This window comes from Pseudophaeobacter profundi, from assembly GCF_029697505.1.
GTDB lineage: Bacteria > Pseudomonadota > Alphaproteobacteria > Rhodobacterales > Rhodobacteraceae > Pseudophaeobacter > Pseudophaeobacter profundi.
The window spans coordinates 113,089-137,799 of sequence record NZ_JARJEF010000002.1; the positions used below are offsets into that span (position 1 = coordinate 113,089).

General features: G+C 58.8%; 19 protein-coding genes and 1 tRNA gene. 7 read left to right on the plus strand and 13 right to left on the minus strand.

The window, feature by feature from the left end; translation table 11 throughout:
* Positions 1–91: 91 nt before the first annotated feature.
* Positions 92–1,504: a glutamate--tRNA ligase gene (gene gltX, locus P2081_RS03780; RefSeq protein ID WP_278921555.1), complete on the minus strand. Its 1,413-nt coding sequence runs from the start codon at positions 1,502–1,504 to the stop codon at positions 92–94.
* A 77-nt stretch (positions 1,505–1,581) separates the two neighbouring features.
* Here gltX and P2081_RS03785 point away from each other — a divergent pair, with 77 nt between their 5' ends.
* Positions 1,582–3,645 carry a ComEC/Rec2 family competence protein gene (locus P2081_RS03785; protein WP_278921556.1) on the plus strand — a complete coding sequence of 688 codons (2,064 nt, stop codon included), beginning with the start codon at positions 1,582–1,584 and terminating at the stop codon, positions 3,643–3,645.
* Positions 3,646–3,681: 36 nt separating this feature from the next.
* On the opposite strand, the gene lexA is transcribed toward P2081_RS03785, so the two are convergent.
* The 7 genes from lexA to P2081_RS03820 form a co-directional block, all read right to left on the minus strand.
* The gene (gene lexA, locus P2081_RS03790) at positions 3,682–4,389 is read right to left on the minus strand and encodes a transcriptional repressor LexA (protein WP_278921557.1); all 708 of its coding nucleotides are present in this window, start codon (positions 4,387–4,389) and stop codon (positions 3,682–3,684) included.
* A 242-nt stretch (positions 4,390–4,631) separates the two neighbouring features.
* Entirely contained in the window at positions 4,632–5,804 is a 1,173-nt protein-coding gene (locus tag P2081_RS03795) for a molybdopterin molybdotransferase MoeA (RefSeq protein WP_278921558.1), read from the minus strand.
* Entirely contained in the window at positions 5,805–6,275 is a 471-nt protein-coding gene (moaC, locus tag P2081_RS03800) for a cyclic pyranopterin monophosphate synthase MoaC (protein WP_278921559.1), read from the minus strand.
* Between the two features lie 2 nt (positions 6,276–6,277).
* A complete protein-coding gene (gene trpC / locus P2081_RS03805; RefSeq protein WP_278921560.1) occupies positions 6,278–7,090 on the minus strand; it encodes an indole-3-glycerol phosphate synthase TrpC in 813 nt (270 codons plus the stop codon).
* An 84-nt stretch (positions 7,091–7,174) separates the two neighbouring features.
* Entirely contained in the window at positions 7,175–7,885 is a 711-nt protein-coding gene (locus P2081_RS03810) for a uracil-DNA glycosylase (RefSeq protein WP_278921561.1), read from the minus strand.
* A complete protein-coding gene (gene trpD / locus P2081_RS03815) occupies positions 7,882–8,904 on the minus strand; it encodes an anthranilate phosphoribosyltransferase (protein WP_278921562.1) in 1,023 nt (340 codons plus the stop codon). Before trpD ends, P2081_RS03810 begins: the two co-directional genes overlap by 4 nt.
* A complete protein-coding gene (locus P2081_RS03820; RefSeq protein ID WP_278921563.1) occupies positions 8,901–9,485 on the minus strand; it encodes an anthranilate synthase component II in 585 nt (194 codons plus the stop codon). The genes trpD and P2081_RS03820 overlap by 4 nt, the downstream gene beginning before the upstream one ends.
* Positions 9,486–9,794: 309 nt before the next feature.
* Between P2081_RS03820 and P2081_RS03825 the strand changes: the two genes are divergently transcribed.
* Positions 9,795–11,444 carry a divergent polysaccharide deacetylase family protein gene (locus tag P2081_RS03825; RefSeq protein ID WP_278921564.1) on the plus strand — a complete coding sequence of 550 codons (1,650 nt, stop codon included), beginning with the start codon at positions 9,795–9,797 and terminating at the stop codon, positions 11,442–11,444.
* Positions 11,445–11,540: 96 nt separating this feature from the next.
* Here P2081_RS03825 and trpE read toward each other — a convergent pair whose 3' ends face one another.
* From trpE to fabI, 5 genes are all read right to left on the minus strand, one after another.
* Positions 11,541–13,052, minus strand: coding sequence for an anthranilate synthase component I (trpE, locus tag P2081_RS03830; RefSeq protein ID WP_278921565.1), 1,512 nt, complete (start codon positions 13,050–13,052; stop codon positions 11,541–11,543).
* Between the two features lie 14 nt (positions 13,053–13,066).
* A complete protein-coding gene (locus P2081_RS03835; protein WP_278921566.1) occupies positions 13,067–14,908 on the minus strand; it encodes a peptidylprolyl isomerase in 1,842 nt (613 codons plus the stop codon).
* Positions 14,909–15,163: 255 nt separating this feature from the next.
* Positions 15,164–16,339: an aminotransferase gene (locus P2081_RS03840; protein ID WP_278921567.1), complete on the minus strand. Its 1,176-nt coding sequence runs from the start codon at positions 16,337–16,339 to the stop codon at positions 15,164–15,166.
* A 214-nt stretch (positions 16,340–16,553) separates the two neighbouring features.
* A complete protein-coding gene (gene gpt / locus P2081_RS03845) occupies positions 16,554–17,084 on the minus strand; it encodes a xanthine phosphoribosyltransferase (protein ID WP_278921568.1) in 531 nt (176 codons plus the stop codon).
* A 6-nt stretch (positions 17,085–17,090) separates the two neighbouring features.
* The gene (gene fabI, locus P2081_RS03850; RefSeq protein ID WP_278921569.1) at positions 17,091–17,897 is read right to left on the minus strand and encodes an enoyl-ACP reductase FabI; all 807 of its coding nucleotides are present in this window, start codon (positions 17,895–17,897) and stop codon (positions 17,091–17,093) included.
* Positions 17,898–18,083: 186 nt separating this feature from the next.
* Here fabI and pdxH point away from each other — a divergent pair, with 186 nt between their 5' ends.
* The 5 genes from pdxH to P2081_RS03875 all read left to right on the plus strand — a co-directional run bounded on the left by pdxH (position 18,084) and on the right by P2081_RS03875 (position 24,666).
* A complete protein-coding gene (pdxH, locus tag P2081_RS03855; protein ID WP_278921570.1) occupies positions 18,084–18,689 on the plus strand; it encodes a pyridoxamine 5'-phosphate oxidase in 606 nt (201 codons plus the stop codon).
* Between the two features lie 119 nt (positions 18,690–18,808).
* The gene (locus P2081_RS03860; protein WP_278921571.1) at positions 18,809–19,351 is read left to right on the plus strand and encodes a cold-shock protein; all 543 of its coding nucleotides are present in this window, start codon (positions 18,809–18,811) and stop codon (positions 19,349–19,351) included.
* A gap of 4 nt (positions 19,352–19,355) precedes the next feature.
* Positions 19,356–19,844, plus strand: a complete 489-nt coding sequence (locus P2081_RS03865) for a DUF192 domain-containing protein (RefSeq protein ID WP_278921572.1) — start codon at positions 19,356–19,358, stop codon at positions 19,842–19,844.
* A gap of 44 nt (positions 19,845–19,888) precedes the next feature.
* Positions 19,889–19,965 (plus strand) — tRNA-Pro (locus P2081_RS03870).
* A 1,050-nt stretch (positions 19,966–21,015) separates the two neighbouring features.
* On the plus strand, positions 21,016–24,666 hold the full coding sequence (locus tag P2081_RS03875) for a vitamin B12-dependent ribonucleotide reductase (RefSeq protein ID WP_278921573.1): 3,651 nt from the start codon (positions 21,016–21,018) through the stop codon (positions 24,664–24,666).
* The last annotated feature ends 45 nt before the right edge of the window (positions 24,667–24,711 follow it).

The following is a 24,711-nucleotide window of genomic DNA, read 5'->3' on the forward strand; positions in this document are numbered from 1 at the left end:
AAACCCGGAAGTATGTTCCGGGCTGGGTGCAGGCAGTACCTGCGCGCAGGGCGCGCAGGTGAGGTGTTAGCGGAACAGGCTTTCTGACCGGTTAAGGGCAGGATTCGCCTGTGGCGTCATTGAGCCGGGCCAAGGTTTCTTCGCGGCCCAGGATCAGCATCATATCAAACACCGACGGTGTTACGGCACGGCCGGCCAGCACGGCCCGCAGGGGGGCGGCCAGTTTGCCGAACTTGGTGTCATGGGCTTCTGCAAACTGATTGAGAAGCGCCTCAAGATCGTCACGCGTCCAGCTAGCACTTTGCAGCTGCGGCGTCAATTGAGACAGTATACCGTCGGATACAGATGCCAGTGCCTTAGCCGCTTTTGCATCGGGTTCAATCGGTCGCGAAACCAGAACAAAATGTGCTTTTTCAAGAAGGTCCGGGAAGGTACGCGCCCGATCTTTCAGACAATACATTGCCCGTTCAAGATTTGCTGACTTTACGTCATCTAGCGGTGGTTTGCCAGCCGCCTGCAGGTAGGATTGTATTTCTTGCCGCAATGCGGCGTCATCGCTAACAGCAATATGCTGGCCAGACAGGTTTTCCAGCTTCTTGGTGTCAAAACGTGCCGGGCTTTTGCCGATTGCTTCCAGGCCGAACCATTCTTTCGCCTGCGCGTCGCTGAAGAATTCGTCGTCGCCGTGGCTCCAGCCCAGGCGGGCCAGGTAATTGCGCATGCCAGCCGCGCTATAACCCATGGCCTGATATTCCTGCGCGCCAAGCGCCCCATGCCGTTTGGACAGTTTTTTTCCATCGGGCCCATGAATAAGCGGAATATGGGCCCAGATAGGAACCTCCCAGCCCATGGCATCATAGATCATCATCTGGCGCGCGGCATTGTTCAGGTGGTCATCACCGCGAATGACATGGGTGACGCCCATATCGTGGTCATCAACCACAACCGCCAGCATGTAGACCGGCGTTCCATCCGAGCGCAGAAGAATCATATCATCCAGCTGGTCGTTTTGAATGGTAACATCACCCTGGACCTGGTCGTGAATCACCGTGGTGCCCGTGGTTGGTGCCTTGATGCGGATCACAAAGGGCGCATCCGGATGGCTGGCGGCATCCGCGTCGCGCCAAGGAGAGCGGTAAAGCGTTGATTTGCCTTCAGCCTTTGCCGCCTCGCGGAAGGCTGCGATCTCTTCCTGACTGGCAAAACACTTGTAGGCCTTGCCCGCAGCCAAGAGCTGCTGTGCGACCTCTGCGTGGCGACTGGCACCTGCAAATTGGCTGACAATCTCGCCATCATGATCCAGGCCCAACCAGGCCATGCCCTGCAAAATGGCGGCGGTGGCCTCTGGAGTGGAGCGGGCGCGATCAGTGTCTTCGATGCGCAGCAGGAATTTCCCACCCCGCCCGCGCGCAAAAAGCCAGTTAAACAAGGCGGTGCGCGCACCACCAATGTGCAAATAGCCTGTAGGAGAGGGGGCGAATCGGGTGACGACCGGTTTGGACATGAGGTGATCTACCTTTGGAAACCAAATATGAGCGAGATTTTCCGCCTATGTACCGGGCCGCGTGGCTTGGAGCAACCATGCGGCTCTTGCGGGGTGCCGATCATGCACTGCAGGCGCAGCGTGGCCATCTGTTGGCCTGGGGGCCTGTCTGCATCGGGCTGGGCATTGGCAGCTTCTTTTGTCTGAAACGTGACCCAGACGCGCTGATCTTTGGCTCTCTTTTTCTGACTATGATCGTGGCGCTGTTTTTTATCCGCAAAAGCGATATACGCGGGATGCTGGCAATGGCCATATTTCTGGCCGGACTGGGATTTTGCATCACCGCCTCGCGCAGCTATCAGGTTTCTGCCCCCATTCTGAGCTTTCGCTATTTTGGCCCGATCGAGGGGCGTGTGATTGCCCTGGATCGTTCGGGCAGCGGGGCGCTTCGGATGACGCTGGATCAGGTGCGCCTTGTGCGGGTCGCACCGGCCAAAACACCTGAACGGGTGCGCCTGTCCCTTGGGCCGACGCAAAGAACGCCGCTGATTGGCGCGCGGGTTGCCACCACCGGGCATCTGATGCCGCCGCAGGGCCCCAGTGAACCAGGCGGGTTTGACTACCGACGCCATGCCTGGTTTTTACAACTTGGGGCCAATGGTTACACCCGCAATCCCGTTCTGACCGTGATGCCACCGCAGTCCGGCCTGGCGCTGCAACGGTTCCGTCAGAACCTGTCGCAGCTGGTGCAGCATCGTTTGGATCCTGCGATCAGTGGGTTTGCCGCAGCGATCATTGCCGGGGACCGCAGCGGCGTGACGCAGCAGGTCACTACGGCGCTGCGCGCAAGTAACCTTTCGCATCTCTTGGCGATTTCCGGACTACACATGGGGCTGTTGTCCGGGTTTGTCTTTGCCTTTCTCAGGTTCGGCCTTTGCCTTTGCCCACCCTTTGCGTTGCGTTGGAATGTCAAGAAAATTTCCGCCGGTGCAGCGCTGGTCACGGCAATGGTCTATCTCGGTATCTCCGGCGGAAATGTTTCAACAGAACGGGCCTTTATCATGGTTTCGGTCCTGCTCTGTGCGGTCTTGCTGGATCGGCGGGCCCTGTCCTTGCGGGCGGTTGCGGTGGCCGCGATTCTTGTGCTTTTGCGCCGACCTGAAACCCTGCTGAGCCCAGGTTTCCAGATGAGCTTTGCCGCCACGACCGCATTAGTGGCGGTCTTTGGATGGATCCGGTTGCAGCCCTGGAAGCTGGGGCCGACCTGGCTGCGCCCGGTCTTCACAGTCGTGATTTCCTCTGCAGTTGCAGGCCTCGCAACCGCCCCCTTTGGCGCGGCGCACTTCAATACTCTGTCTCACTATGGGTTGGTGGCGAATGTTCTGGCGGTGCCCGTCATGGGGGCTGTGGTTGTTCCGTCGGCGGTGCTGTCCCTCTGTCTTGCGCCATTTGGTCTGGAAGAGGTCGGGTTTTGGCTGTTAGAGCGGGGGCTGCGTTGGATACTATGGGTGGCGACTTGGGTATCGGGCTTTCCCAATGCCCAAAGTGGCGTCCCATCGCCAAATAGCTGGGTCTTGCCTGTCTTTTCCCTTGGGGCACTGATCCCGCTGCTCTGGCAGGGAGGGCGGCTGCGTTGGTGTGGGATTCCTGTCATTCTGCTCTCCCTAGGGGGATGGGCAGGCAGCAGCAGACCGGTTGTCTTGATCTCATCTGATGGCGGCCTGGTTGGAGTCTTGACCCCTGCTGGACGGGCGGTGTCGCGCAAGGCGGCGAAAGGATATGTAGCCAGGTCATGGTTGGCCGCAGATGGAGACCTGAGTGAACAAGCACAGGCAGCGGCACGCTGGAGTGCATCCTCTCTATCCGCCCCCTCGGTGCCAGAGCCAGCCCCCCCAAAGGCAGGTGGCCTGCGCAGAATAAAGATCCTGGGTTTCAGCCTGACCCATGTTGTTGGCAAAAGGCAGGCGCGCGCTCAAACAGAGTGTTCCGCAGCAGATCTTGTGGTGACCAATGTCGCCTTGGACTTGCGAGGGCCCTGTCGAATTCTCACTCCTGCCCTGTTGCTGCGCAGTGGAAGCATCAAAATAGGTTCTGATGGCATCCTTGTTTCAGCCCGTGACGTTGCAGGAAACCGCCCCTGGTCCCGTCCTTGGAGAAGGTGAAGGCCTCGTCCTTGCCATTCGCCATGGGCAAAACCACTAGTAGCTGCGGATCAAACCGACCAACCGTCCCTGAACCTTGACCTGATCTTCAGAATAGCTGCGCGCTTCATATGCTGGGTTTTCAGCCTCCAGCACGACAAGGCCATTCCTGCGGAACAGTCTTTTTAGGGTGGCTTCTTCATCGGCCACCAAGGCGACGACAATGTCGCCATCATCAGCTGTATTCGTTTCGCGGATCACAACGGTGTCGCCATCATTGATGCCTGCATTGATCATGGAATCGCCGCGAACCTCCAATGCGTAGTGCTTGCCATTCGAAGATAGCATGGTTTGCGGAATTGCAATTTGATGGCTGATTTGATTGATTGCTTCGATTGGAACACCTGCCGCGATGCGGCCCATGACAGGGATCTCCTGCGCGGTGGCGACCGGCTGCGCCGTCGATTGGCGCGTCTCCCGCAGTGGTCCCGGGGAAGGCGTGGCGACGCTGCTCTTCGGTGGCGGAGAGGACATGGGAGGAGGGCTCATATTCTCAGGTAGGCGCAGGATTTCAATGGCCCGGGCTCGGTGGGCAAGGCGACGAATAAAGCCGCGTTCCTCGAGGGCTGTGATAAGCCGATGGATCCCCGATTTGGAGCGAAGATCCAACGCAACTTTCATTTCATCAAAACTAGGGGGAACACCGTCCTTCTGCAGGCGACGATGAATGAAGTTCAATAGATCCAACTGCTTCTTTGTCAGCATGACTGCCCCTTTCAACCCGTAATTGGCATTTGTTCTACTCATGTTCCCGTTTTGTGTCAATGCTTCAAGCATGCTTTGAGGTTTTTATGAGAGTTTTACTCCGCTTGTTCATTTTTTGTTCTATAAGCGAATAATAATATCTCTTCTGGCGAAGCGAAAAGGCAGGCCTGGAAAATGGAGGTCCAATTGTAAAAAGGCAGTTGCTTAAACTATTCCGACAAACGGGGCGGACTGTTTTGAGTTCAGAGCGGTAGGTATTGCACCGTGTCACCGGCGTCATGGGCGGGTTCATGCGGTGGGAGAATTAGAAGCGCATTGGCTGCTGATAGCACCGTGAGCAGCGCGCTGTCCTGGTTGTCTGCCACGGTGATTTCGCCGTTGGAAACGGTGGCGCGCATATAGTGTTGGCGCGGGCCGTTCCCTTTGGTGGGATGAGAAAGCCGGGCCATCGAAATTTGGCAGAGCTGGGCCGGTAGCCCGCACATTTGGCGGATCATCGGTTGTAGAAAGACATGACCGCAAACCATTGCGGATACAGGGTTTCCAGGCAATCCAACCATCGGAGTGCCCTGCAGCCGCCCGGCCATAAGCGGTTTGCCCGGACGCATAGCAACCTTGTAAAATGCGCGCTCCATGCCAAGGTCGGCGGCAACCCTTGCGACAAGATCATGGTCTCCAACCGAGGCACCGCCAATTGTGACAATCAGGTCAGCGCCTGCGGTCAGAGAGAAAGCAGTGCGCAGGGAGGCGATATTGTCTTGTGCGATTGGAAGTATACGCGCGTCGGCACCAAAACTTTCGAGCATCGCCTTTAGCCCAAAGGTATTAGAGGCGATGATTTGATCCGGGCCCGGGGTTTCCCCTGGCATGACCAATTCATCGCCCGTAGAAATAAGGGCAACAATGGGGCGACGGCGGACCGGAATGTTGGGGATGTTCATGGCCGCCAAGAGAGCAACATCTGCAGGCCGCAAAATCCGCGGGGCCGTAAGGCACTGACCATTACAAAAGTCGCCAGCTCTTGGGCGAATATTGTCAGAGGGCCCAGGTTGGTTGACGATGGTGATCAGGTCTTTTTTTCGGCTGACATCCTCTTGAATAACAACAAAATTTGCGCCGACGGGCAGCGGCGCGCCGGTGAAAATTCTGACCGCCTGACCGGGCTTGAGTGGCGCGTCATATCGATGTCCTGCAGCGGCTTCTCCGACCACCTGGAACATCGCGTGTAATTCCACCTCTTCGGCCTTTACGGCATAGCCGTCCATGGCCGAGGCGGAAAAGGGCGGCTGGTCGCGGCGGGCGTGGACGTCCTGCGCCAGGACCCGGTTTGCCGCCTGACTCAGGGGGACATCTTCGATCTCTAGTGTCGCGCAAAGATCCAATAGGGCCGCGTGGGCCTCGGAAACTGAAATCATCTATGCCTCGTACAGACCTGATTTTCCACCGTCTTTAAGAACAACACGGATGCCGCCAATTTGCATCGCCTTATCCACGGCCTTTGCCATGTCATAGATCGTCAGACAGGCGATGGATACAGCCGTGAGCGCCTCCATCTCTACACCAGTTTGGCCGGTTGTTTTGACAGTGGCGGTGACCTGCACACCAGGCAGGGCGGGATCCAGGGTTAATTCAACTGCAACCTTGGTGATCGGCAGGGGGTGACACAGGGGGATCAGTTCAGGGGTTTTTTTTGCTCCCATAATACCGGCGAGCCTTGCGACACTGAGCACATCGCCCTTTTTTGCCTTGCCTTGTGAAATGATTTCAAAGGTTTCGGGCGCCATGCTGATCTCGCCCGTTGCTGTCGCAATGCGCGCAGTAACAGCTTTATCAGAGACATCCACCATATGGGCATCTCCCTTCCCGTCGAAATGGGTTAGCGCCATACCTACAGTGCTCCGGGGGTTAGGGGGGTGGCAAGCAGGTTGCGGGTGGCCTGGGCCACGTCATCCTGCCGCATCAACGATTCACCAATCAGAAAACTACGGGCACCGTAACGGGCCATATCGGCCAGATCTTGCGGTGTTGACAGGCCGCTTTCACAGATGATGGTGCGCCCGGCCGGGACCAGCCGCGACAGCTGCCGGGTGGTGTCCAATGTCGTCTCAAAGGTTTTGAGATTGCGGTTATTGATGCCCATCAAGGGCGATTTCAGCAGCGAGGCGCGCTCCAGCTCTGCTTCATCGTGAACTTCAAGCAGCACGTCCATGCCCCAGCCCATGGCGCAGTCTTCCAGTTCTGCCGCCTGGTTGTCGGTGACAGAGGCCAAGATGATCAGGATGCAATCAGCGCCAAGGGCACGGGCCTCGGCGACCTGATAGGTATCATACATGAAATCCTTGCGCAGGGCGGGCAGGGTGCAGGCCTCGCGGGCTTCCACCAAAAAGGATTTTGCGCCTTGGAAACTGGGCGTATCGGTCAGCACGGACAGGCAGGCGGCCCCCCCCTGTTCGTAGGCCTCTGCCAGCGCCGCTGGGGCAAAATCTTCCCGGATCAAGCCTTTGGAAGGGCTTGCTTTCTTTATTTCAGCGATGAGCCCATAGCCATCGCGTGATGCCGCGGACAGAGCCTTGGCAAAGCCGCGTGGTGCAGAGGCGTCGCGGGCTTCGGCCTCAAGCGCGGACAGTGGCTTGGCGGCCTTGTCGGCAGCTATTTCTTCCAGCTTGTAGGCTTTGATCTTGTCCAGCACATTTTCAGCCATGTCCCTGCCTTTCGGTCTTAGTGTTTATCATTGTATGTCGCATTCGGTCCGGTTTGCCATCAGGCCAGCATTTCGGCAGGCCGACTAGCCCGCCCAATTTATCGGCTTGGACCCACGGGCAACAAGCCAAGTGTTTATCGCCGAAAAGGGCCGCGAGCCAAAAAAACCGCGATGCGCGGAGAGCGGTGAGGGATGGGCGCTTTTCAAGACCAAGTGATCGCCCGGATGGATATGTTTTTCAAGCCTTTGCGCTTGTTTACCCCACAATACATAGGCGGTCGGCACAATTGAAGTCTTTGCAATCGCCTGCTGCGCCAGCTTCTCCCAGCCGAGATGCTTGTGGCCGTTGGCCTCACCCGCCGGTACAGAAAGTGCTGTGTTCAGCAACAAAACCCCCTGACGGGCCCAGCCTTGCAAATCCCCGGTGGCAGGGCATACGCCAATGTCGTCTTGTAACTCTTTGAATATATTTGAAAGAGAGCGCGGTAGCGGGGTGACGTCAGGCGCGGTTGAAAAGGCCAACCCATTGGCGTGGCCGGGGGTTGGATAGGGGTCCTGGCCAAGGATCACCACCCGCGTTTGCGCCGCTTGGGTCAGGGCCAGGGCGGCAAAACGCTGCGGCGAAGGTGGCAGGATCTGGCGCTGATCAGTTGCGATCTGCGCCCGGATAGCTGGCCAGTCTTGGTCGAAAAACGCCAGATCGGCCCAGTCGCCGATGGCAGAGGTATCGTTCAAACTGGCCGTGTCTGCCTGTGGCTTGCCGCCGTCAGCTATGCGCGCTGGGGGCAGGGTCATCCGGCTGACGTGGTGATTTCGGCAAGCGCTGCCAGCTTGGATTTTGCCGCACCGGAATCAATGCTGTGCCGCGCCATTTCAACGCCTTCTGTCAGCGACCCGGCTGCATTGGCCACCACCAATGCGGCGGCAGAGTTCAGCAAGACAGCATCGCGGTAGGCACCTTGATCCCCGTCGAGCAGGGAACGAAAGGCGGTCGCGTTATCCGCTGGGCTGCCGCCGACAATTGCCTCAAAGGGATGCACAGGCAGCCCGGCCTCTTCAGGGTGCAGTTCGAAATCGCGGATCTGGCCGTCTTCTTCCAGCGCCGAGACCCAGCTGATGCCGGTGATGGTCAACTCGTCCGTGCCGTCAGATCCATGCACCAACCAGGCGCGTTCAGATCCGAGCTGGCCCAGGGTTTCGGCCATCGGGCGGATCAGATCTCGGCTAAAGGCGCCGGTCAACTGTCGCGTGACGCCTGCAGGGTTTGTCAATGGTCCCAATATGTTAAATATCGTTCTTGTACCAAGTTCCTGGCGGGTGGGCATCACATGGGCCACGGCCGGATGGTGCATGGGCGCCATCATGAAGGCAATGCCGCACTGTGCGAGGGCGCGTTCAACCACCGCAGGGGGCACCATGACATTGATGCCCATCTGCGTCTGTACATCCGCAGTGCCCGAGCGCGACGACAGGTTGCGGTTGCCGTGTTTTGCCACCACAACCCCTGCGCCTGCGGTGACAAAGGCGGTGGCGGTTGAAATATTCAGCGTATGCTTGCCGTCGCCGCCAGTGCCGACGATATCCATCGCGCCTGCCGGGGCGGCGACAGTATTGCACTTGGCCCGCATCACCGTGGCAGCGGCGGTATATTCATCGACCGTTTCGCCACGGGTGCGCAGGGCCATCAGAAGCCCGCCAATCTGGCTGGGTGTCGCTTCGCCTTCAAACAGAAGGGTAAAGGCCTGCTCGGCTTCGCTGCGGCTCAGGGGGCGGTCGGCAACCGCATTCAGCAGGGGCTTCATCGGATCGCTCATGCGGGCACCTTTTGCATGTCGTCAAGAAAGTTTTTTAGCAGGGCATGGCCATGTTCGGATGCAATGGATTCGGGGTGGAACTGGACGCCATGGATAGGCAGGCTGCGGTGTTGCAGCCCCATGATGGTTCCGTCTTCCAGTTCGGCGGTGATTGCCAGGCAGTCCGGCAGGCTGTCACGATCCACCACCAGTGAATGATAGCGCGTCGCCGCAAAGGGGCTGGGCAACCCGGCAAACAGCCCGGTATTGCTGTGCTGCATCTGCCCCATCTTGCCATGTACGATTTCGTGGCAGCGCACCACCTTGCCACCAAAGGCCTGGCCGATGGTCTGATGGCCAAGGCAAACCCCCAAAAGCGGTGTGCCGGTCTCTGCCGCTGCCTGTGTCAGCGCGAGGCATATGCCAGCCTGTTCAGGTGCCTTGGGCCCAGGCGAGAGCAGAATGCCCTTGGGTTTGAGCGCCATGGCATCCTGCACGGTCAGCGCGTCATTGCGATGCACCTGCATCTCGCAGCCCAGTTCACCCAAATAGTGCACCAGATTGTAGGTAAAGGAATCGTAGTTGTCGATTAGCAGCAGCATCTTGGCGGGCTCTTTTATGGGTGGCGGGCGGGGGCCGCGCCGCAGTATAGTGGTTGCTGTATACATGTTCAGGCTTGCGCGGCAGCGTCAAGGGCGCGAGGGTCAATTGCTGCGCGGCATGGCGTCGAAGATATGGAATCCGACCATGGGGTCGTGGCCTGGCGGGGCTATTTGCTGCGCTTGTCTGTGCTGGGCGGAATGGGGCCAGTCTAATGTTGGCCGGTAGAATTTTGGCCTCTAGCTTGGCCATAGGATGAAAACCACCACGAGATGTCAGGGTGGAAACAGGTGATGAGAGGCAGGACGGCAATGAAAGGGTTTCTCGGAGGGGTCAGCATTGGCGCAGTGGTTGCAGTTGCGGGGGCTGCGATGTGGTCGCTTTCCGTGCCGCTGCCGCCGCAGGTCGAGGTCGAAACAACAACCCCGAACCAAGCCGCACAGCCCGTGAGCGGGCAGGACACCGCCCCTCAGCCCCCAGAGCAGCGCGATGCTGATCTGGTCGAGGTCGCGCCAAGCAGCCCACAGGGGCTTGATGGCGCGGATAACAGCCCGATTGCGGTGCTTGATACGGACCCTGGCAGCCGACCTGAGGTGACGATTCCCGATGGCGCATCGGCGGGGAATACTGCGCCCTCTGGGACGGTTGTAAGCCTGCCACAGGCCCCGGGCGCGGCCCCCACAGGCCAGGCCAGTGGCAGTGTGCCAGATGCGCCGGGTCAGGATGATCGCCCGGAGGTTTCAACCGAGACCGCGGCCCTGCCAGAGCCCCCCCTGAAGGAGCAAGTCCCCCCCGCAGCTCTCGATACGGCGGAGCCCGAGGCCGAGGCGGCTGCACCAGAGGTCGTTCAGGTGGCGCCCTCGCCGGATGAGGCCGCGCCCCAGGACAACCTCGCCAGCGGGCAGGGCGCGCCGGCTGCAACCTCTGCATCGCCGGTTCTGCCTGAGATTACGCTGCCGGACATGGGCCAGGCCCCGCAGCCGACGGCCCGGCCAAACCTTGGTCAGTCCACAACAGCGCAGAAGACCGCCGAACCTGTCATGCAAGAGGTGGTCCCAGATGGGGCAACCTCTGCCGAAGGGGCCGCGTCAGAAGCCGGTACCGACCCGGAGCAAGTAGCAGCTGCCGAGCCCGGCACTGGCACTGACACGGGTATCGACACGGAGGCTAGCCCAGGTATCGGCACCCCGGTGGTGCCGTTGACAGAACGTAGCAGCACGCCGACGCTGATCGCCGGTGATGACCCGCAAGAGCAGGCAGAGGATGCGACCGCAGCGTCACCAACCCCGTTTGAGATCAACGCAGAGCCCTATGCCGCGCTGGGGGATCGCCCCTTGATGTCGATCATCTTGATCGATGATGCGGCGGCAATCGGTGCCGAGGCCCTGGCAGAGTTCCCCTATCCGCTGACCTTTGCGATTTCCCCCGACGATCCACGCGCGGTTGAGAAAATGCAGGCCCGCCGCGCAGCCGGGTTTGAGGTGCTGATCCTCGCCGATCTTCCGCGTGAGGCGGCGCCACAGGATGCCGAAACCGCCTTGCCCGTCTGGATGAAGAAGCTGCCGCAAGCGGTTGGGATCCTGGAAGGCGTCGAAACCGGGTTTCAGGGCAATCGTCCCTTGGCGGATCAGGTGGTGGCCGTATTGGACAGCGCTGGCTACGGCATGGTGACCCAGAACAGTGGCTTGAATACGGTGCAGAAACTGGCGCTGCGCGATGGCATGCCTTCGGGTGTGGTGTTCCGCGATTTTGACGGGGCAGGGCAAACCCCACGCGCCATTCGCCGCTTTCTTGATCAAGCGGCCTTTCGGGCGCGGCAGGAAGGCGCTGTTATCATGCTGGGACGTTTGCGCGCGGACACGATATCGGCCCTGCTGCTCTGGGGGGTGCAGGATCGCGCAAATCAGGTGGGCCTTGTGCCGGTCTCGGCGGGGCTCAAGGCGAACCTGACGTCGCAATAAGATCAGAAGTATCAGCCGGTAGCGGACATAAAAAGGGCCTCAAAGTCTGAGGCCCTTTTGGTGTTACAGGTGCAGGTGCAGTGGCACGGGGGGCGGTCAGGTGTTGCCCTTACCGATAAAGCGGGCAGCATCGGCGGCTGCGCGCCGGATGGCATTGGATTTGTGCACCGTTTCCATAAACTCTGCCTCGGGGTCGCTGTCATAGACCACGCCGCCGCCCGCCTGCACATACAGGGTTTGATCCTTGATGATGGCGGTGCGTAGCGCGATACACATATCCATGTCGCCACCGGCCGAGAAATAGCCAACACCGCCGCCATAGACACCGCGTTTTTCCGGCTCCAGCTCGTCGATGATTTCCATCGCCCGCACCTTTGGCGCGCCGGATACGGTACCCGCAGGCATGCCGGCAAAGAACGCATCCAGCGCGTCTTTGTCCTCGTGCAGTTCCCCCACCACATTGGAGACGATATGCATCACATGGCTGTAGCGTTCGATAATGAATTGCTCGGTCGGGTGTACGGTGCCTATCTTGGCCACGCGGCCTGTATCGTTGCGGCCAAGATCCAGCAGCATCAGGTGCTCTGCCAGTTCCTTTTTGTCGGCCAGAAGATCCAGCTCGTTTGCCTTGTCCTCTTCCGGTGTCGCGCCACGCGGGCGGGTGCCGGCGATGGGGCGGATGGTGACCTCATTGCCAAAGACACGCACCAGAATTTCCGGGCTGGCACCAATCACCTGAAAATCGCCAAAATTGAAATAGAACATAAAGGGCGACGGGTTGGTGCGCCGCAGAGAGCGATAGAGCGCAAAGGGGGGCAGCGGGAAGTCCTGGCTCCAGCGTTGCGCCGGAACCACCTGGAAGATATCGCCTGCGCGGATGTAATCCTTGGCCTTTTCCACCGCTTCCATATAGCCGGATTTGGTGAAATTCGACACCGGCGGCGCCACCTCGCGGGCATCGCCCAGATCGCGGGTTTCAGACGGCATGGCGCGTTCCAGATCACGCACCGCATCCATCACCCGTTCGGCGGCCTGGGCATAGGCGGCGCGGGCCGTCTGGCCGTCGCTGGCCCAGGCGGGGGATACCACTGTGACCTCTCCCTTGACGCCATCCAGCACAGCAATGACCGAGGGGCGAAGCATTAACGCATCGGGCAATTGCAGCGGGTCGGGGTTCACATTTGGCAGGTGTTCCACATGGCGCACCATGTCATAGCCAAGGTAGCCAAACAGACCCGCCGCCGCCTGTGGCATGTCTTCAGGCAGGTCGATTTTGCTCTCGGCCAGCAGGGCACGCAGATTGTCCAGCGGGTTGCCTTGCTGCGGCTCATAGGCCTCTGGGTCAAACCGGGCAGAGCGGTTCAGCTCTGACCGGGGGCCCTGGCTGCGCCAGACCAGATCCGGCTTCATGCCAATGATGGAATAGCGCCCGCGCACCTCGCCGCCAGTGACGGATTCCAGCATAAAGGCGTCTTTCTGGGCACCGGTCAGTTTCAGCATCAGCGACACAGGCGTGTCGAGATCTGCCGCCAGCCGGGTATAGACAACCTGGTTTTCCCCGGCGTCATAGGCCCGGGCAAAGCTGTCAAATTCTGGGGTCAAAGCCATCTTGGCCGCCTCGCTTACTGGAAATTGGCCTGAACGGCATTTAGCGCCTGTTGATCAACGCGCGGCGCGGCGCGCAGCTGTGCATCGGCAACAAAGGCGGTGAACAGCGCCTCTGAAACCGCCTGATCAAGCTGAGTTCCCAGCGCATCCGCCATGAGCTGCATTTCTTCGCTGGTTTCCGTGGGCAGCACCGCATCAAGACGTACGATAACGGTGCTATCCTCGCCGGAGATCACCTTGAAATCACCGGGTTCCATGGTGAAAATCTGGTTCATCATATCGGCCGGTGTGTTGTCGAGATAGGCGGTGCGGGTCAGGCCAGTTTCGGTTTTGACCTCACTCTCTTCGGGGAAGGCACCCGCCTCCTTGGCGGCCAGCAAAAGCGCATCAGCCCGGGCCTGCAGCGCAGCCGCAGCACGGTCGGCATTCCAGGCATCCAGAACTTTTTGTTTTGCCGCTTCAAAAGGTTCGGGGCGTTCTGGCAGGATTTCGTCCAGGCGCAGGGCAAACAGGCTGCCATCGCCCAGGAATTCCGCCTCTGGGAAGTCCTCCAGTGTTACCACGCTGGCAGCCGTACGAAAGTCTTCATAGGCGCTGATATCTTCGCCTGTTTCGCCGCTCCAGTTGATGCTTGCGACCTGCATGTCGCTTTCAGTTGCCAGGTCTTCCAGAGTGGCGCCACCGGCCAAGAGATCGTTGATCTCTTCGGCCTGCTGTTCGATCAAGCGGCGGGCGCGATCGGCTGCCAGTTCGTCGCGCAGCTCTGGCATTGCGTCTTCATAAGAGGTTACCCGCGCTTCAAGGTGACCATTGATCCGAAACAGGGCCGGCCCCAGATCCGTCGGGAGCGGGCCGACAACTGTGCCCACTTCGGCAGCAAAAACACTGTCGGATGCCGCACCCAGGTCGCCGGTGGTGACATCGCCAAGATCAACATCGCTCAGCGCCAGACCGCGCCCATCAACCAGGGCTTCAAAGGTGGTGCCGCCAACATCCAGCTGCGCCTTGGCCTCTGCGGCGCTTTGCTCATCGGCAAAAACCAGGCGTTCGACCAGGCGGCGTTCCGGCACCTGATACTGATCTGCCCGCTCGTCATAGAGCTTGCGCAGGGCAACCTCGTCGAGCTCGACGCTGTCCATGATCATTTCGGGGCTGAGGCGCGCATAGGTGATGCGCTTGGTTTCGGGCAGGGCAAAGCGCGCCTGGTTGTCATCGTAGTAGGATTGCAGTTCTGCATCGGTGGGCATCACCTGAGTCAGGGCAACCTGATCGGCAGATAGCTGAACATAGGAAAAGCTGCGGCGGGCACCGATATAGTTGGTCAGCGTGTCGGTGAGCGTCTGGGGCATTTTTGCGCCAACCACGATGGCCCCTTGGACCAGGGTGCGGGCAGATTCGCGGCGCAGGTCAGCCTCAAAGTCCTTTTCGTTCAGGTTTACGTTCTGCAGGGCAAAACTATAGGCCTGCCGGTCAAACTTGCCGCTGGCGTCCTGAAAGGCTGGGATCTCGGCCAGTTCCTGGCGCAGGTTTTCGTCGCCAATGGAAATGCCAAGGTTCTTGACCTCGTTGTCTATGGCGGCAATCGAGATCAGGCGCTGTAGAACAACCCGGTCCAGACCAAAGGCAGCCATTTGGGCAATGGTAAGCGACTGACCGCCCTGCGCCTGCAAAGCGCGCTGTTCGCGCTGCAATTCCCGCAGGTAGGCATCAACGCTGACTTCTTCGTCGCCGACCTGGGCGATCGAAGACATGGAGCTGTTGAAATTCACCGCACCAAAGCCGGCAAGGCCGATGATCAGCAAACCCATGAGGATCCAAACAAAGGTATTGGATAGTTTCTTAATGCCTGTGGCCATGCTGCCCTCTTTAACTTCGCTTTCGGGGGGAGGTGCCGGGATGTCGTGTCCGGGGCTCCCTGCTTAATAGATGTTCCTGCCTTGCATACGCTGCTGCCCCAAGCGGGGCAAGATCCTCTGCCCGCTCAAAGGCTTGATTGCTGGGCTTTGTCGGGTCATGGTGCATGTCGGGCCGGGGTTCTGCGCCCCCGCACGGTGTCCGGCCGATACCCGCGTGGGGCAATGGCTTGGGGCGGGCGGATGTCAGGGCGGGTCTCAGGGCTGAAACTGGCTCAGCCGGGAAAAGAGTTCACCAATGCCTGCGGCATCGACATTGGCAAAGGCAATGCGGAACTGTCGTTCGGCGGATTGGTCGCCTTCGGGCATGAACATGGTGCCGGGCAGCATCAAGATAGAGGCCTCGGTGACCAGTTTCTGGGCGATCTGTGACGCCGGCAGATCAAAGGGATGTTCGACATAGGCAAAATAGGCACCACACCCCAACAACCGCCACCCGCGCGAGGCGAGTAGCGGGAAAGCGTCAAGAATTGCCTGCTTGCGGTCCAAGATTTCGGCGCGCTCACCAGCGAGCCAGTTTTGAAGGTTGTGAATTCCCCACTGCGCCCCGATCTGTCCCAGCTGCGACGGGCAGATGGTTACTGTATCCAAAAATTTTTCCATTTCGAACAACCGTGCCGGTGCTGCGGCAATGGCGCCAACCCGGTGACCGGTCAGGCGATAGGCCTTGGAAAAGGAATAGAGGTGGATCAGGGTCTGATCCCAGTCTGTCTGCTGAAACAGTGTATGCGGCGGCCCGGAGCGGCTGTCGAAATCGCGGTAGGTCTCATCCACGATCAAGGCCAGCCCGCGCGACTGTGCCAGATCAAAATACGCCCGCAGTAGGCCTTCGGGGTATTCCGCCCCGGTTGGGTTGTTGGGCGTCACCAACAGTATCGCTTTCGTGCGGGGCGTAATCAGGGCCTCGGCCGCAGCCGGGGCGGGCAGCATGTCATCGCCAACCTGCAGCGGGCGGGCGGTGACGCCGCTTAGGTCCAGCCACATCTTGTGGTTGAAGTACCAGGGCACTGGAATGATCACCTCATCGCCTTCACCGCAGAGCGCGGCAATGGTGGCGGCAAAGGCCTGGTTGCACCCCGAGGTGATGCCGATCTGAGCGGGCGAAACCGTGGCACCGTAGTGTGAAGACATCTGTTCAGCCAGGGCGCTGCGCAGGCCGTCACGCCCCAGCACGGGACCATAGAGATGTGCGTCATCCTGGTTGAGCGCCGCCTCGGCCAGGGCCTGGCGCAGCCCCAGCGGTGGCGGATCAGCCGGGGCGGCCTGGCTTACATTCAACAGCGGGCGGTCATCCGGGAAGGTGACGCCGGCAACCCAGCGACGGGATTCGACGATGGGAGAGAGGAAGGTTGCCTCTGTGCGCGATGTGATCATGCCCACTCCTGTTGGTCTTGTGGTGATTTGCTGCAGAATTGGTAGGGGCTTGCCGGGGGGATGGCAATCACTTGTCACAGATCCACTGGCCGGGTGCGCAGCCTTTGGCGGGGATCCGCATTGATCCAAATCGACCGGGCGCATCGCACCGCAAAAAAACGCGCCCTGGACAAGAGAGCGCGTTTGGGTCGTTTCGGATGTGTTTGGTCAGGCCTTAGTCGGTGCCGCGATAGGGTTCGACATATTGCAGAGCCATATCCCAGGGGAAAAAGATCCATGTATCCTGGCTCACACCGGTGATGAAGGTGTCCACCTGCGGCTCACCCTGAGGTTTCGCATAGACGGTGGCAAAATGCGCCTGCGGATAGAGGTCGCGCACCAGTTCCAGGGTTTTGCCAGAATCGACCAGATCGTCGACAATCAGAATGCCGGTGCCATCGCCCATCATGTCCGCATCGGGGCTTTTCAGCACCTCAGCTTCACGGCGCTGATCGGCCTTGCCGCCGCCAGAATGGTAGGACTTGACGCTGATCGTGTCGACGGTGCGAATGTCCAACTCGCGGGCGACGATCATGGCTGGGGCCATGCCACCACGGGTGATCGCCACAACGGCGCGCCAGTGGCCATCATCGGGACCCTGCCCATCCAGTCGCCATGCCAGCGCCCGGCTGTCACGGTGGATCTGGTCCCAGGAGATGTGAAACCCTTTTTCATGGGGCAGGCGGCTTGTATCCTTGGTGCTCATCTCGGGTCAGCCTTTCTCGATGTCCGGGGCGTCCACGGCCTTCATGCCGACCACATGATAACCCGCATCCACGTGCAGATTCTCACCGGTCACGCCAGAGGCAAGATCCGACAGCAGGTAGAGCGCGGATTTCCCCACGTCACCGGTGGTCACGTTGCGGCGTAGCGGTGAATTATACTCGTTCCATTTCATGATATAACGGAAATCGCCAATACCAGAGGCCGCAAGGGTCTTGATCGGACCGGCGGAAATTGCGTTGACGCGAATGCCATCCTTGCCCAGATCTTCGGCCAGATATTTGACCGAGGCCTCTAGCGCGGCCTTGGCAACGCCCATGACATTATAATGTGGCATAACCTGCTCAGCGCCATAATAGGTCAGGGTCAGCATAGAGCCGCCCGCATCCATCATCTTTTCGGCCCTCCGCGCGATGGCGGTAAAGGAATAGACCGAAATATCCATGGTCATCTGGAAGTTTGCGCGGCTGGTGTCGACATAGCGGCCCCGCAGTTCGCTCTTGTCGGAAAAGCCAATGGCGTGCACGACAAAGTCCAGTTTGCCCCATTTTTCTTCGAGCGCGACAAACAATTCATCCATCGAGGCCTCATCCGAGACATCGCAGGGCAGAACGATATCGCTGCCCAGTTGTTCTGCCAGCGGCAGGACGCGTTTTTTCAGCGCATCCCCCTGGTAAGAAAAGGCCAGTTCGGCACCGGCCTCGGCACAGGCCTTGGCGATCCCCCAGGCAATCGATTTGTCATTGGCCAAGCCCATGATCAGACCGCGCTTGCCGGTCATCAGTTGATTAGACATTCAGGTTCTCCGCCTGTGATCCGTGAAGTTAAAGACGTTTAATATGCCGCGGCGTTTGCTTCAAGGGGCGACCTTGAATGATCGTACAAGCCTTACCATATGCGCGGGGGCTGGTTCTGCCCGAGGCCCCTTGCCGATCCCTGGGGGGCTGCCTAATGTGGCGCAAGTTTCAGACAGGAGGTTGTATTGAGTGAACGTTCAGGGCTGTTTGCCGGAAATGACCCCTTTGCCATTGCGCGCACTTGGTTGGCGGACGCCGAGAAAACCGAAGTGAACGACCCCAATGCCATCGCCTTGGCCACGGTGGATGCCGATGGTCTGCCCAATGCCCGTATGGTCTTGTTGAAAGACATCGAGGCCTCGGCTTTTGTTTTCTACACCAACTATGAAAGCGCCAAGGCGCAGGAGTTGGACAGCGCTGGCAAGGCCGCCTTTGTGATGCACTGGAAATCGCTGCGCCGACAGATTCGGGTGCGTGGCGATATTCGTCGGGAAGAGGGGCCAAAGGCGGATGAATACTATGCGTCGCGCTCTCTCAAGAGCCGCCTGGGCGCCTGGGCCTCAAAACAATCGCGGCCGCTGGACAGTCGCGCCAGCCTCATGGCCGAAGTGGCCAAGGTCACTGCAAGCAAGGGGCCGAATCCGCCGCGCCCGCCATTTTGGGGGGGCTACCGGATCACCCCGGTCGAGATTGAGTTCTGGGCGGATGGGGCGTTTCGCCTGCATGATCGTTTTGTATGGCGGCGTAGTAGCGAACAGGACGATTGGTCGGTTTCGCGCCTTAATCCTTAAGCTTTTGATGTCAAAAATAGCACTTTTCTTACAACTGAGAGGATTTTTGCTTGAACTTGGTTGGTGAAATCGCGCATCACGCTGGCAAGAAAATGAAAAAGACGCAGTGGAAAAGTTAAGTGGCAGAAGATCTGAGCAGCCTCCAGCACATCCAAGGCCTTGTTAAATGGTTTGACCCCACCAAGGGGTTTGGTTTTGTTGTGTCCGATCTGGGCGGCCCTGATATTTTGCTGCATGTGAATGTACTTCGTAATTTTGGACAGAGTTCGGTTGCGGATGGAACCCGTATCGAAATCGTCACCCATAACACCGATCGTGGTGTTCAGGCGGTTGAGGTTCTGGCCATTCACCCGCCGGAGCGGGAAGATGTCCCGGTGCTGAGTGATTTTGCCGAGCTGGATCTGACGGACCTGCAGGCCAAACCATTGGAACCCGCACGGGTGAAATGGTTTAATAAAGGCAAGGGCTTTGGCTTCGCCAATATATTTGGTCGCAGCGAAGATATCTTTCTGCATGTCGAAGTGCTGCGCCAGTCGGGGTTGGCCGATCTGCAACCCGGAGAAGCCCTGGCAATCCGGGTGATCGATGGCAAGCGGGGGCAGATGGCCACCGAAGTTCAGGCCTGGGAAGCTGCCATACCTTGCAGCGATCAGGCAGGCTGATCCGATGACGCGACCGAGAGCTTCTCTCGTCGCACCGGCCCTGGCCCTGATTCTTGGCCTGGGCCTTCCCCTTTCCGCCCAGGCAGAGACCTGCCGCCCAGAACGGATTGAGCTGCGCGGCAGCTGGGGACAAACCTCCTTTCATATAGAAATCGCCGATGACGAAGCGGAACGCGCCCGTGGCTTGATGTTTCGCGAGTCGCTGCCCCGTGGGGCTGGCATGCTGTTTGTCTATCCAAAGCCGCAGCGCGCTGCCTTTTGGATGAAGAACACCCTTATTCCGCTTGATATTATCTTTCTGGATCAAACCGGCCAGGTGACCGGGATCCAGGCCAATGCGATTCCCGGTGATCTAACCCCGCTTCCGGGCGGGGATCAGGTCTTTGCGGTGTTGGAAATCAACGCGGGTTTGGCGGCGCGATACGGCATTTCTATGGGTACAGAGGTGCGCCACAAAGTTTTTTCAAAAACTGGCCCAATTTGGCCTTGTTAGGGGTTTTCAAATCCATTCACTGGCGTTAGGAACAGCGCACGGTTCGGGGCGTGGCGCAGTCTGGTAGCGCACCTGTTTTGGGTACAGGGGGTCGTGAGTTCGAATCTCGCCGCCCCGACCACTTTCAAAGAAAACCCAATGTTTCTTTGATGTTCTCGCGAGAGGCCAGGATATCCTGGCCCCTCGCCAGAGATCAGATCCTGAAGAACTCATCAACATCAATAACCGCTGATCCGACCACGGCACTTGGCGGTTTCTTGTGGCGTTCGTGGTCGCGTGGTCGGAGCTTTGCTTTACCATTTCACCCTGCCTTTGACTGGCAGCTTTGCGCTGCATTGCCCCTTTGCGAATCCGGGGTCTGATTCTGCATCACGGTGCAGACATGGCCTTGTGGTGACGCGATAGGGGGCTCTAGCCGCGATCTGTTGCGCCTGTTTCCCCTGATCTCTTGCATGGCCTGTCAGTCGGCGGTGGGGCTTGTCGATAGAATCACAGAATCTAGCGGTGCGATCTGCGTGCCGGGATGGATTGGCGTTAAGACATCATTAAGGAATTGACGCGGAGTTGTTTCAACTCGTTGCCAATCTTGCGCGTGCTGGTAAAAGCCTCGGCGCAGGGGCCGCCGGATTTGGGGCATCGATGCAACATCTGCGGCCCGCGTGCCGTGTTGCATCGGGGTGGGAAAAGACTGCACAAAATTTTGGCTAAGGCTGGCATTCGCGGCGATCAGTTTTTGGCTTTGCGCGGCAAGTCTTTGCTGTTTCGCGGAATTTCGAGGAGGATCGAGACAAGACTGTTTGGGCAAAAGAAGGGGGGATGGGCAGATGAATCACCAAGACAGCGCATCACCTGTTTCGCCTCTGCTAGGTCAACAGCAAAGAAGGCAAAAAAAGGGTAAATTATTCGTTGACCCTCTTGGCTGGAATACGTCAAGTTGTAGTGGTCATCTGCAAGGCCACAATATCTAGTTACATATTGCCGCTTTGTGACAATGTGAAAACACAAGCTACATCCACCGAAATGACCGGCGAAGGTCTCTTAAACAGCAAGCCCATCAAAAGGCATGCCGGTCCGCTCGTGCTTTCAAAATGAAGAATGTCGCATTCAATGCGGCGCAGATATGTGACCGGGGTGCAGGCGCATCAGGTCGTACAGGCACAAGGGGCAGAGCATGAAGATCGAGCGCAAGTTTACAAAGGCCGGGCAGGACGCCTACGCTAGTCTGGATTTCATTTCGGCAACCTCCGAGATCCGCAATCCGGATGGCACCATTGTATTCCGGCTGGAGAACATCGAAGTTCCCGCCGAGTGGAGCCAGGTGGCCAGCGATGTGATTGCACAGAAATACTTTCGCAAGGCCGGGGTGCCGCAGCGCCTGAAGAAGGTCGCGGAAAAGGGCGTGCCAGAGTTTCTCTGGCGTTCTGTGCCTGCGGGCAAGGATGTGCCCTGCGGCGGCGAGATCTCTTCCAAGCAGGTGTTCGATCGTCTGGCCGGTGCCTGGACCTATTGGGGCTGGAAGGGCGGCTATTTCTCAAGCGAGGATGATGCCCGCTCGTACTTTGATGAGATGCGCTACATGTTGGCCAGCCAGCGCGCCGCCCCCAACAGCCCGCAGTGGTTCAACACCGGGCTGCATTGGGCCTATGGTATCGACGGGCCAGCCCAGGGCCACCACTATGTTGATTTCAAAACCGGCAAGCTGACCAAATCCACCAGCTCTTATGAACACCCGCAGCCCCACGCCTGTTTCATCCAGTCGGTTTCCGACGATCTGGTCAATGACGGTGGCATCATGGATCTCTGGGTGCGCGAGGCGCGACTGTTCAAGTATGGGTCTGGCACGGGCACCAACTTTAGCCATCTGCGGGGCGAAGGAGAGCCGCTGTCAGGCGGCGGGCGCTCCTCTGGCTTGATGGGGTTCCTCAAGATTGGTGACCGGGCCGCAGGGGCGATCAAATCGGGGGGCACCACCCGGCGCGCCGCCAAGATGGTGATCGTCGATGCCGATCATCCGGATATCGAAGACTTCATCCAGTGGAAGGTGATCGAAGAGCAGAAGGTGGCCTCTATTGTTGCGGGCTCCAAGATGCATGAAAAGATGCTGAACGGTATCTTTGCAGCAATCCGGTCCTGGGATGGTGCCGCAACAGAGGCCTATGACCCGGCAGCCAATCCAGCGCTGAAACAGGCGGTGCGCGAGGCCAAGAAGGTTGCAATCCCCGAGACCTATGTCAAACGGGTGCTGGACTATGCCAAACAGGGCTACGACAGCATCGAATTCCCGATCTATGACACCGATTGGGACTCTGATGCCTATAGCTCTGTTTCGGGGCAGAATTCCAACAATTCGATCCGGGTGACCAATGCCTTTTTGCACGCGGTGGAAAAAGACGCCGATTGGCAGCTGATCAACCGCACCGACGGCAAGGTCGCCAAGACCGTCAAGGCGCGCGATCTGTGGGAAAAGGTCGGCCATGCGGCCTGGGCCTGTGCTGATCCTGGCATTCAGTTCCACGATACCGTCAATGAATGGCACACCTGCCCGGCAGACGGTGAGATTCGTGGCTCAAACCCTTGTTCAGAATACATGTTCCTGGATGATACTGCCTGCAATCTGGCCTCTTTGAATCTGCTGACCTTTTACAAGGATGGCAAATTCCAGGCAGAAGACTTTATGCATGCCTGCCGGTTGTGGACGGTGACACTGGAAATTTCGGTCACCATGGCGCAGTTCCCATCCAAGGAAATTGCCCAGCGGTCATATGACTTCCGCACCCTGGGGCTGGGCTATGCCAATATCGGCGGCTTGCTGATGAATATGGGGCACGGTTACGACAGCGAAGAAGGCCGCGCGCTTTGTGGCTCTTTGACGGCGCTGATGACCGGGGTGGCCTATGCGACTTCCGCTGAGATGGCGGCCGAGTTGGGCGCTTTTGCCGGTTATGCGCGCAACGCCGATGCCATGCTCAAGGTGATCCGCAATCACCGCACTGCCGCCATGGGCAAGATCAGCGGCTATGAGGGGCTGTCGGTGCCGCCGGTGCCGTTGGATATCGACAACTGCCCAGATGCGCGGCTGGTTGATCTGGCCATGGGGGCCTGGGACGAGGCGTTGAAGCTGGGCGAAAAACACGGCTACCGCAATGCCCAAACCACTGTCATTGCGCCCACCGGAACCATTGGGTTGGTGATGGACTGTGACACCACGGGGATTGAACCAGACTTTGCGCTGGTGAAGTTCAAGAAACTGGCCGGTGGCGGCTATTTCAAGATTATCAACCGTTCGGTGCCTGCGGCGCTGGAAGGGCTGGGCTACAGCTCTTCGCAGATCGAAGAGATCGTGTCATATGCGGTGGGGCATGCGACCCTGGGTAATGCCCCGGTCATCAATCACACCTCGCTCACCGGGCACGGCTTTGGCCCCAATGAATTGTCCAAGATTGACAGTGCCTTGGAGGCCGCTTTTGATATCCGCTTTGTGTTCAACCAATGGACCCTGGGCGAAGATTTCTGCACCGGCGTGCTGGGCATTCCCGCCAAGAAACTGAACGATCCAACCTTTGATCTGCTGCGCCACCTTGGCTTTACCAAAGCTGATATCGACGCCGCCAATGATCATGTCTGCGGCACCATGACCCTGGAAGGCGCGCCGCACCTGAAGGAAGAGCACTACAATATCTTTGACTGTGCCAACCCCTGCGGCAAGAAAGGTAAGCGTTATCTTGGTGTTGAAAGCCATATCCGTATGATGGCCGCAGCCCAGAGCTTTATCTCCGGGGCGATTTCAAAAACCATCAACATGCCAAATGATGCCGCGATCGAGGAATGTCAGAAAGCCTATGAACTCAGCTGGTCGCTGGGGGTCAAGGCGAATGCGCTCTACCGTGATGGATCCAAGCTGAGCCAGCCACTGGCCGCCGCGCTGGTCGAAGACGACGACGAGGCCGCAGAGGTGCTGGAGAGCGGCAAGCCGCAGGAAAAAGCCACAGTTCTGGCGGAAAAGATCGTCGAGAAAATCATCATCAAAGAGATCGCCAAATCGCAGCGCACCAAGATGCCACAGCGCCGCAAGGGCTACACGCAAAAGGCAGTTGTCGGCGGACATAAGGTCTATCTGCGCACTGGCGAATACGAAAGCGGTACTCTGGGCGAGATCTTCATCGACATGCACAAGGAAGGTGCAGGCTTTCGGGCGATGATGAACAACTTTGCCATCGCGGTGTCGGTCGGCCTGCAATATGGCGTGCCGCTGGAAGAGTTTGTCGATGCCTTTACCTTTACCAAGTTTGAACCGGCCGGCATGGTGCAGGGCAACGACTCGATCAAGAATGCCACCTCGATCCTGGACTATGTGTTCCGCGAACTGGCGGTCAGCTATCTGGACCGGACAGATCTGGCCCATGTGAAACCACAGGGCCCAGCCTTTGATGATATTGGCCGCGGCGAGGAAGAAGGCGTTTCCAACCTGTCAGAGCTGAGCGAAAGTGCTGCAAGCCGCTCGCTGGAGGTTCTGAAGCAGATCTCTTCCACCGGCTATCTGCGCAAGCGCCTGCCACAGGATCTGGTGGTGTTGCAGGGCGGGCAAGCCAGGCCCTCCAGCCTGTTGGACGCAGCCAAGACGGGCAGCAATCCGGTGGCCGATCTGCAAGCGCTGGTTCCCGAAGCCTCGCCATCAGTAGCAACCGGGATGGATGCACGGGTCAAGGCAAAGATGCAGGGGTATGAGGGCGAAGCCTGCGGCGAATGTGGCAATTACACATTGGTACGCAATGGAACCTGCATGAAATGCAATACCTGCGGATCCACCTCTGGGTGTTCGTGATAAACTGCGACTGAGCCTGCGGGCGACGTTTACAGGACGTAGAAA

Bases quoted from the DNA above. Each gene is read 5' to 3' on its own strand.
- fabI (WP_278921569.1), bottom strand. From the start codon at position 17,897: ATGTCTAATCAACTGATGACCGGCAAGCGCGGTCTGATCATGGGCTTG.
- P2081_RS03865 (WP_278921572.1), top strand. From the start codon at position 19,356: ATGACGCGACCGAGAGCTTCTCTCGTCGCACCGGCCCTGGCCCTGATT.
- P2081_RS03820 (WP_278921563.1), bottom strand. From the start codon at position 9,485: ATGCTGCTGCTAATCGACAACTACGATTCCTTTACCTACAATCTGGTG.
- P2081_RS03795 (WP_278921558.1), bottom strand. From the start codon at position 5,804: ATGATTTCAGTTTCCGAGGCCCACGCGGCCCTATTGGATCTTTGCGCG.
- P2081_RS03785 (WP_278921556.1), top strand. From the start codon at position 1,582: ATGCGGCTCTTGCGGGGTGCCGATCATGCACTGCAGGCGCAGCGTGGC.
- P2081_RS03835 (WP_278921566.1), bottom strand. From the start codon at position 14,908: ATGGCCACAGGCATTAAGAAACTATCCAATACCTTTGTTTGGATCCTC.
- trpC (WP_278921560.1), bottom strand. From the start codon at position 7,090: ATGGCTGAAAATGTGCTGGACAAGATCAAAGCCTACAAGCTGGAAGAA.
- trpE (WP_278921565.1), bottom strand. From the start codon at position 13,052: ATGGCTTTGACCCCAGAATTTGACAGCTTTGCCCGGGCCTATGACGCC.
- gpt (WP_278921568.1), bottom strand. From the start codon at position 17,084: ATGAGCACCAAGGATACAAGCCGCCTGCCCCATGAAAAAGGGTTTCAC.
- P2081_RS03875 (WP_278921573.1), top strand. From the start codon at position 21,016: ATGAAGATCGAGCGCAAGTTTACAAAGGCCGGGCAGGACGCCTACGCT.
- gltX (WP_278921555.1), bottom strand. From the start codon at position 1,504: ATGTCCAAACCGGTCGTCACCCGATTCGCCCCCTCTCCTACAGGCTAT.
- moaC (WP_278921559.1), bottom strand. From the start codon at position 6,275: ATGGCGCTAACCCATTTCGACGGGAAGGGAGATGCCCATATGGTGGAT.
- P2081_RS03825 (WP_278921564.1), top strand. From the start codon at position 9,795: ATGAAAGGGTTTCTCGGAGGGGTCAGCATTGGCGCAGTGGTTGCAGTT.
- lexA (WP_278921557.1), bottom strand. From the start codon at position 4,389: ATGCTGACAAAGAAGCAGTTGGATCTATTGAACTTCATTCATCGTCGC.
- P2081_RS03810 (WP_278921561.1), bottom strand. From the start codon at position 7,885: ATGACCCTGCCCCCAGCGCGCATAGCTGACGGCGGCAAGCCACAGGCA.
- P2081_RS03840 (WP_278921567.1), bottom strand. From the start codon at position 16,339: ATGATCACATCGCGCACAGAGGCAACCTTCCTCTCTCCCATCGTCGAA.
- trpD (WP_278921562.1), bottom strand. From the start codon at position 8,904: ATGAGCGATCCGATGAAGCCCCTGCTGAATGCGGTTGCCGACCGCCCC.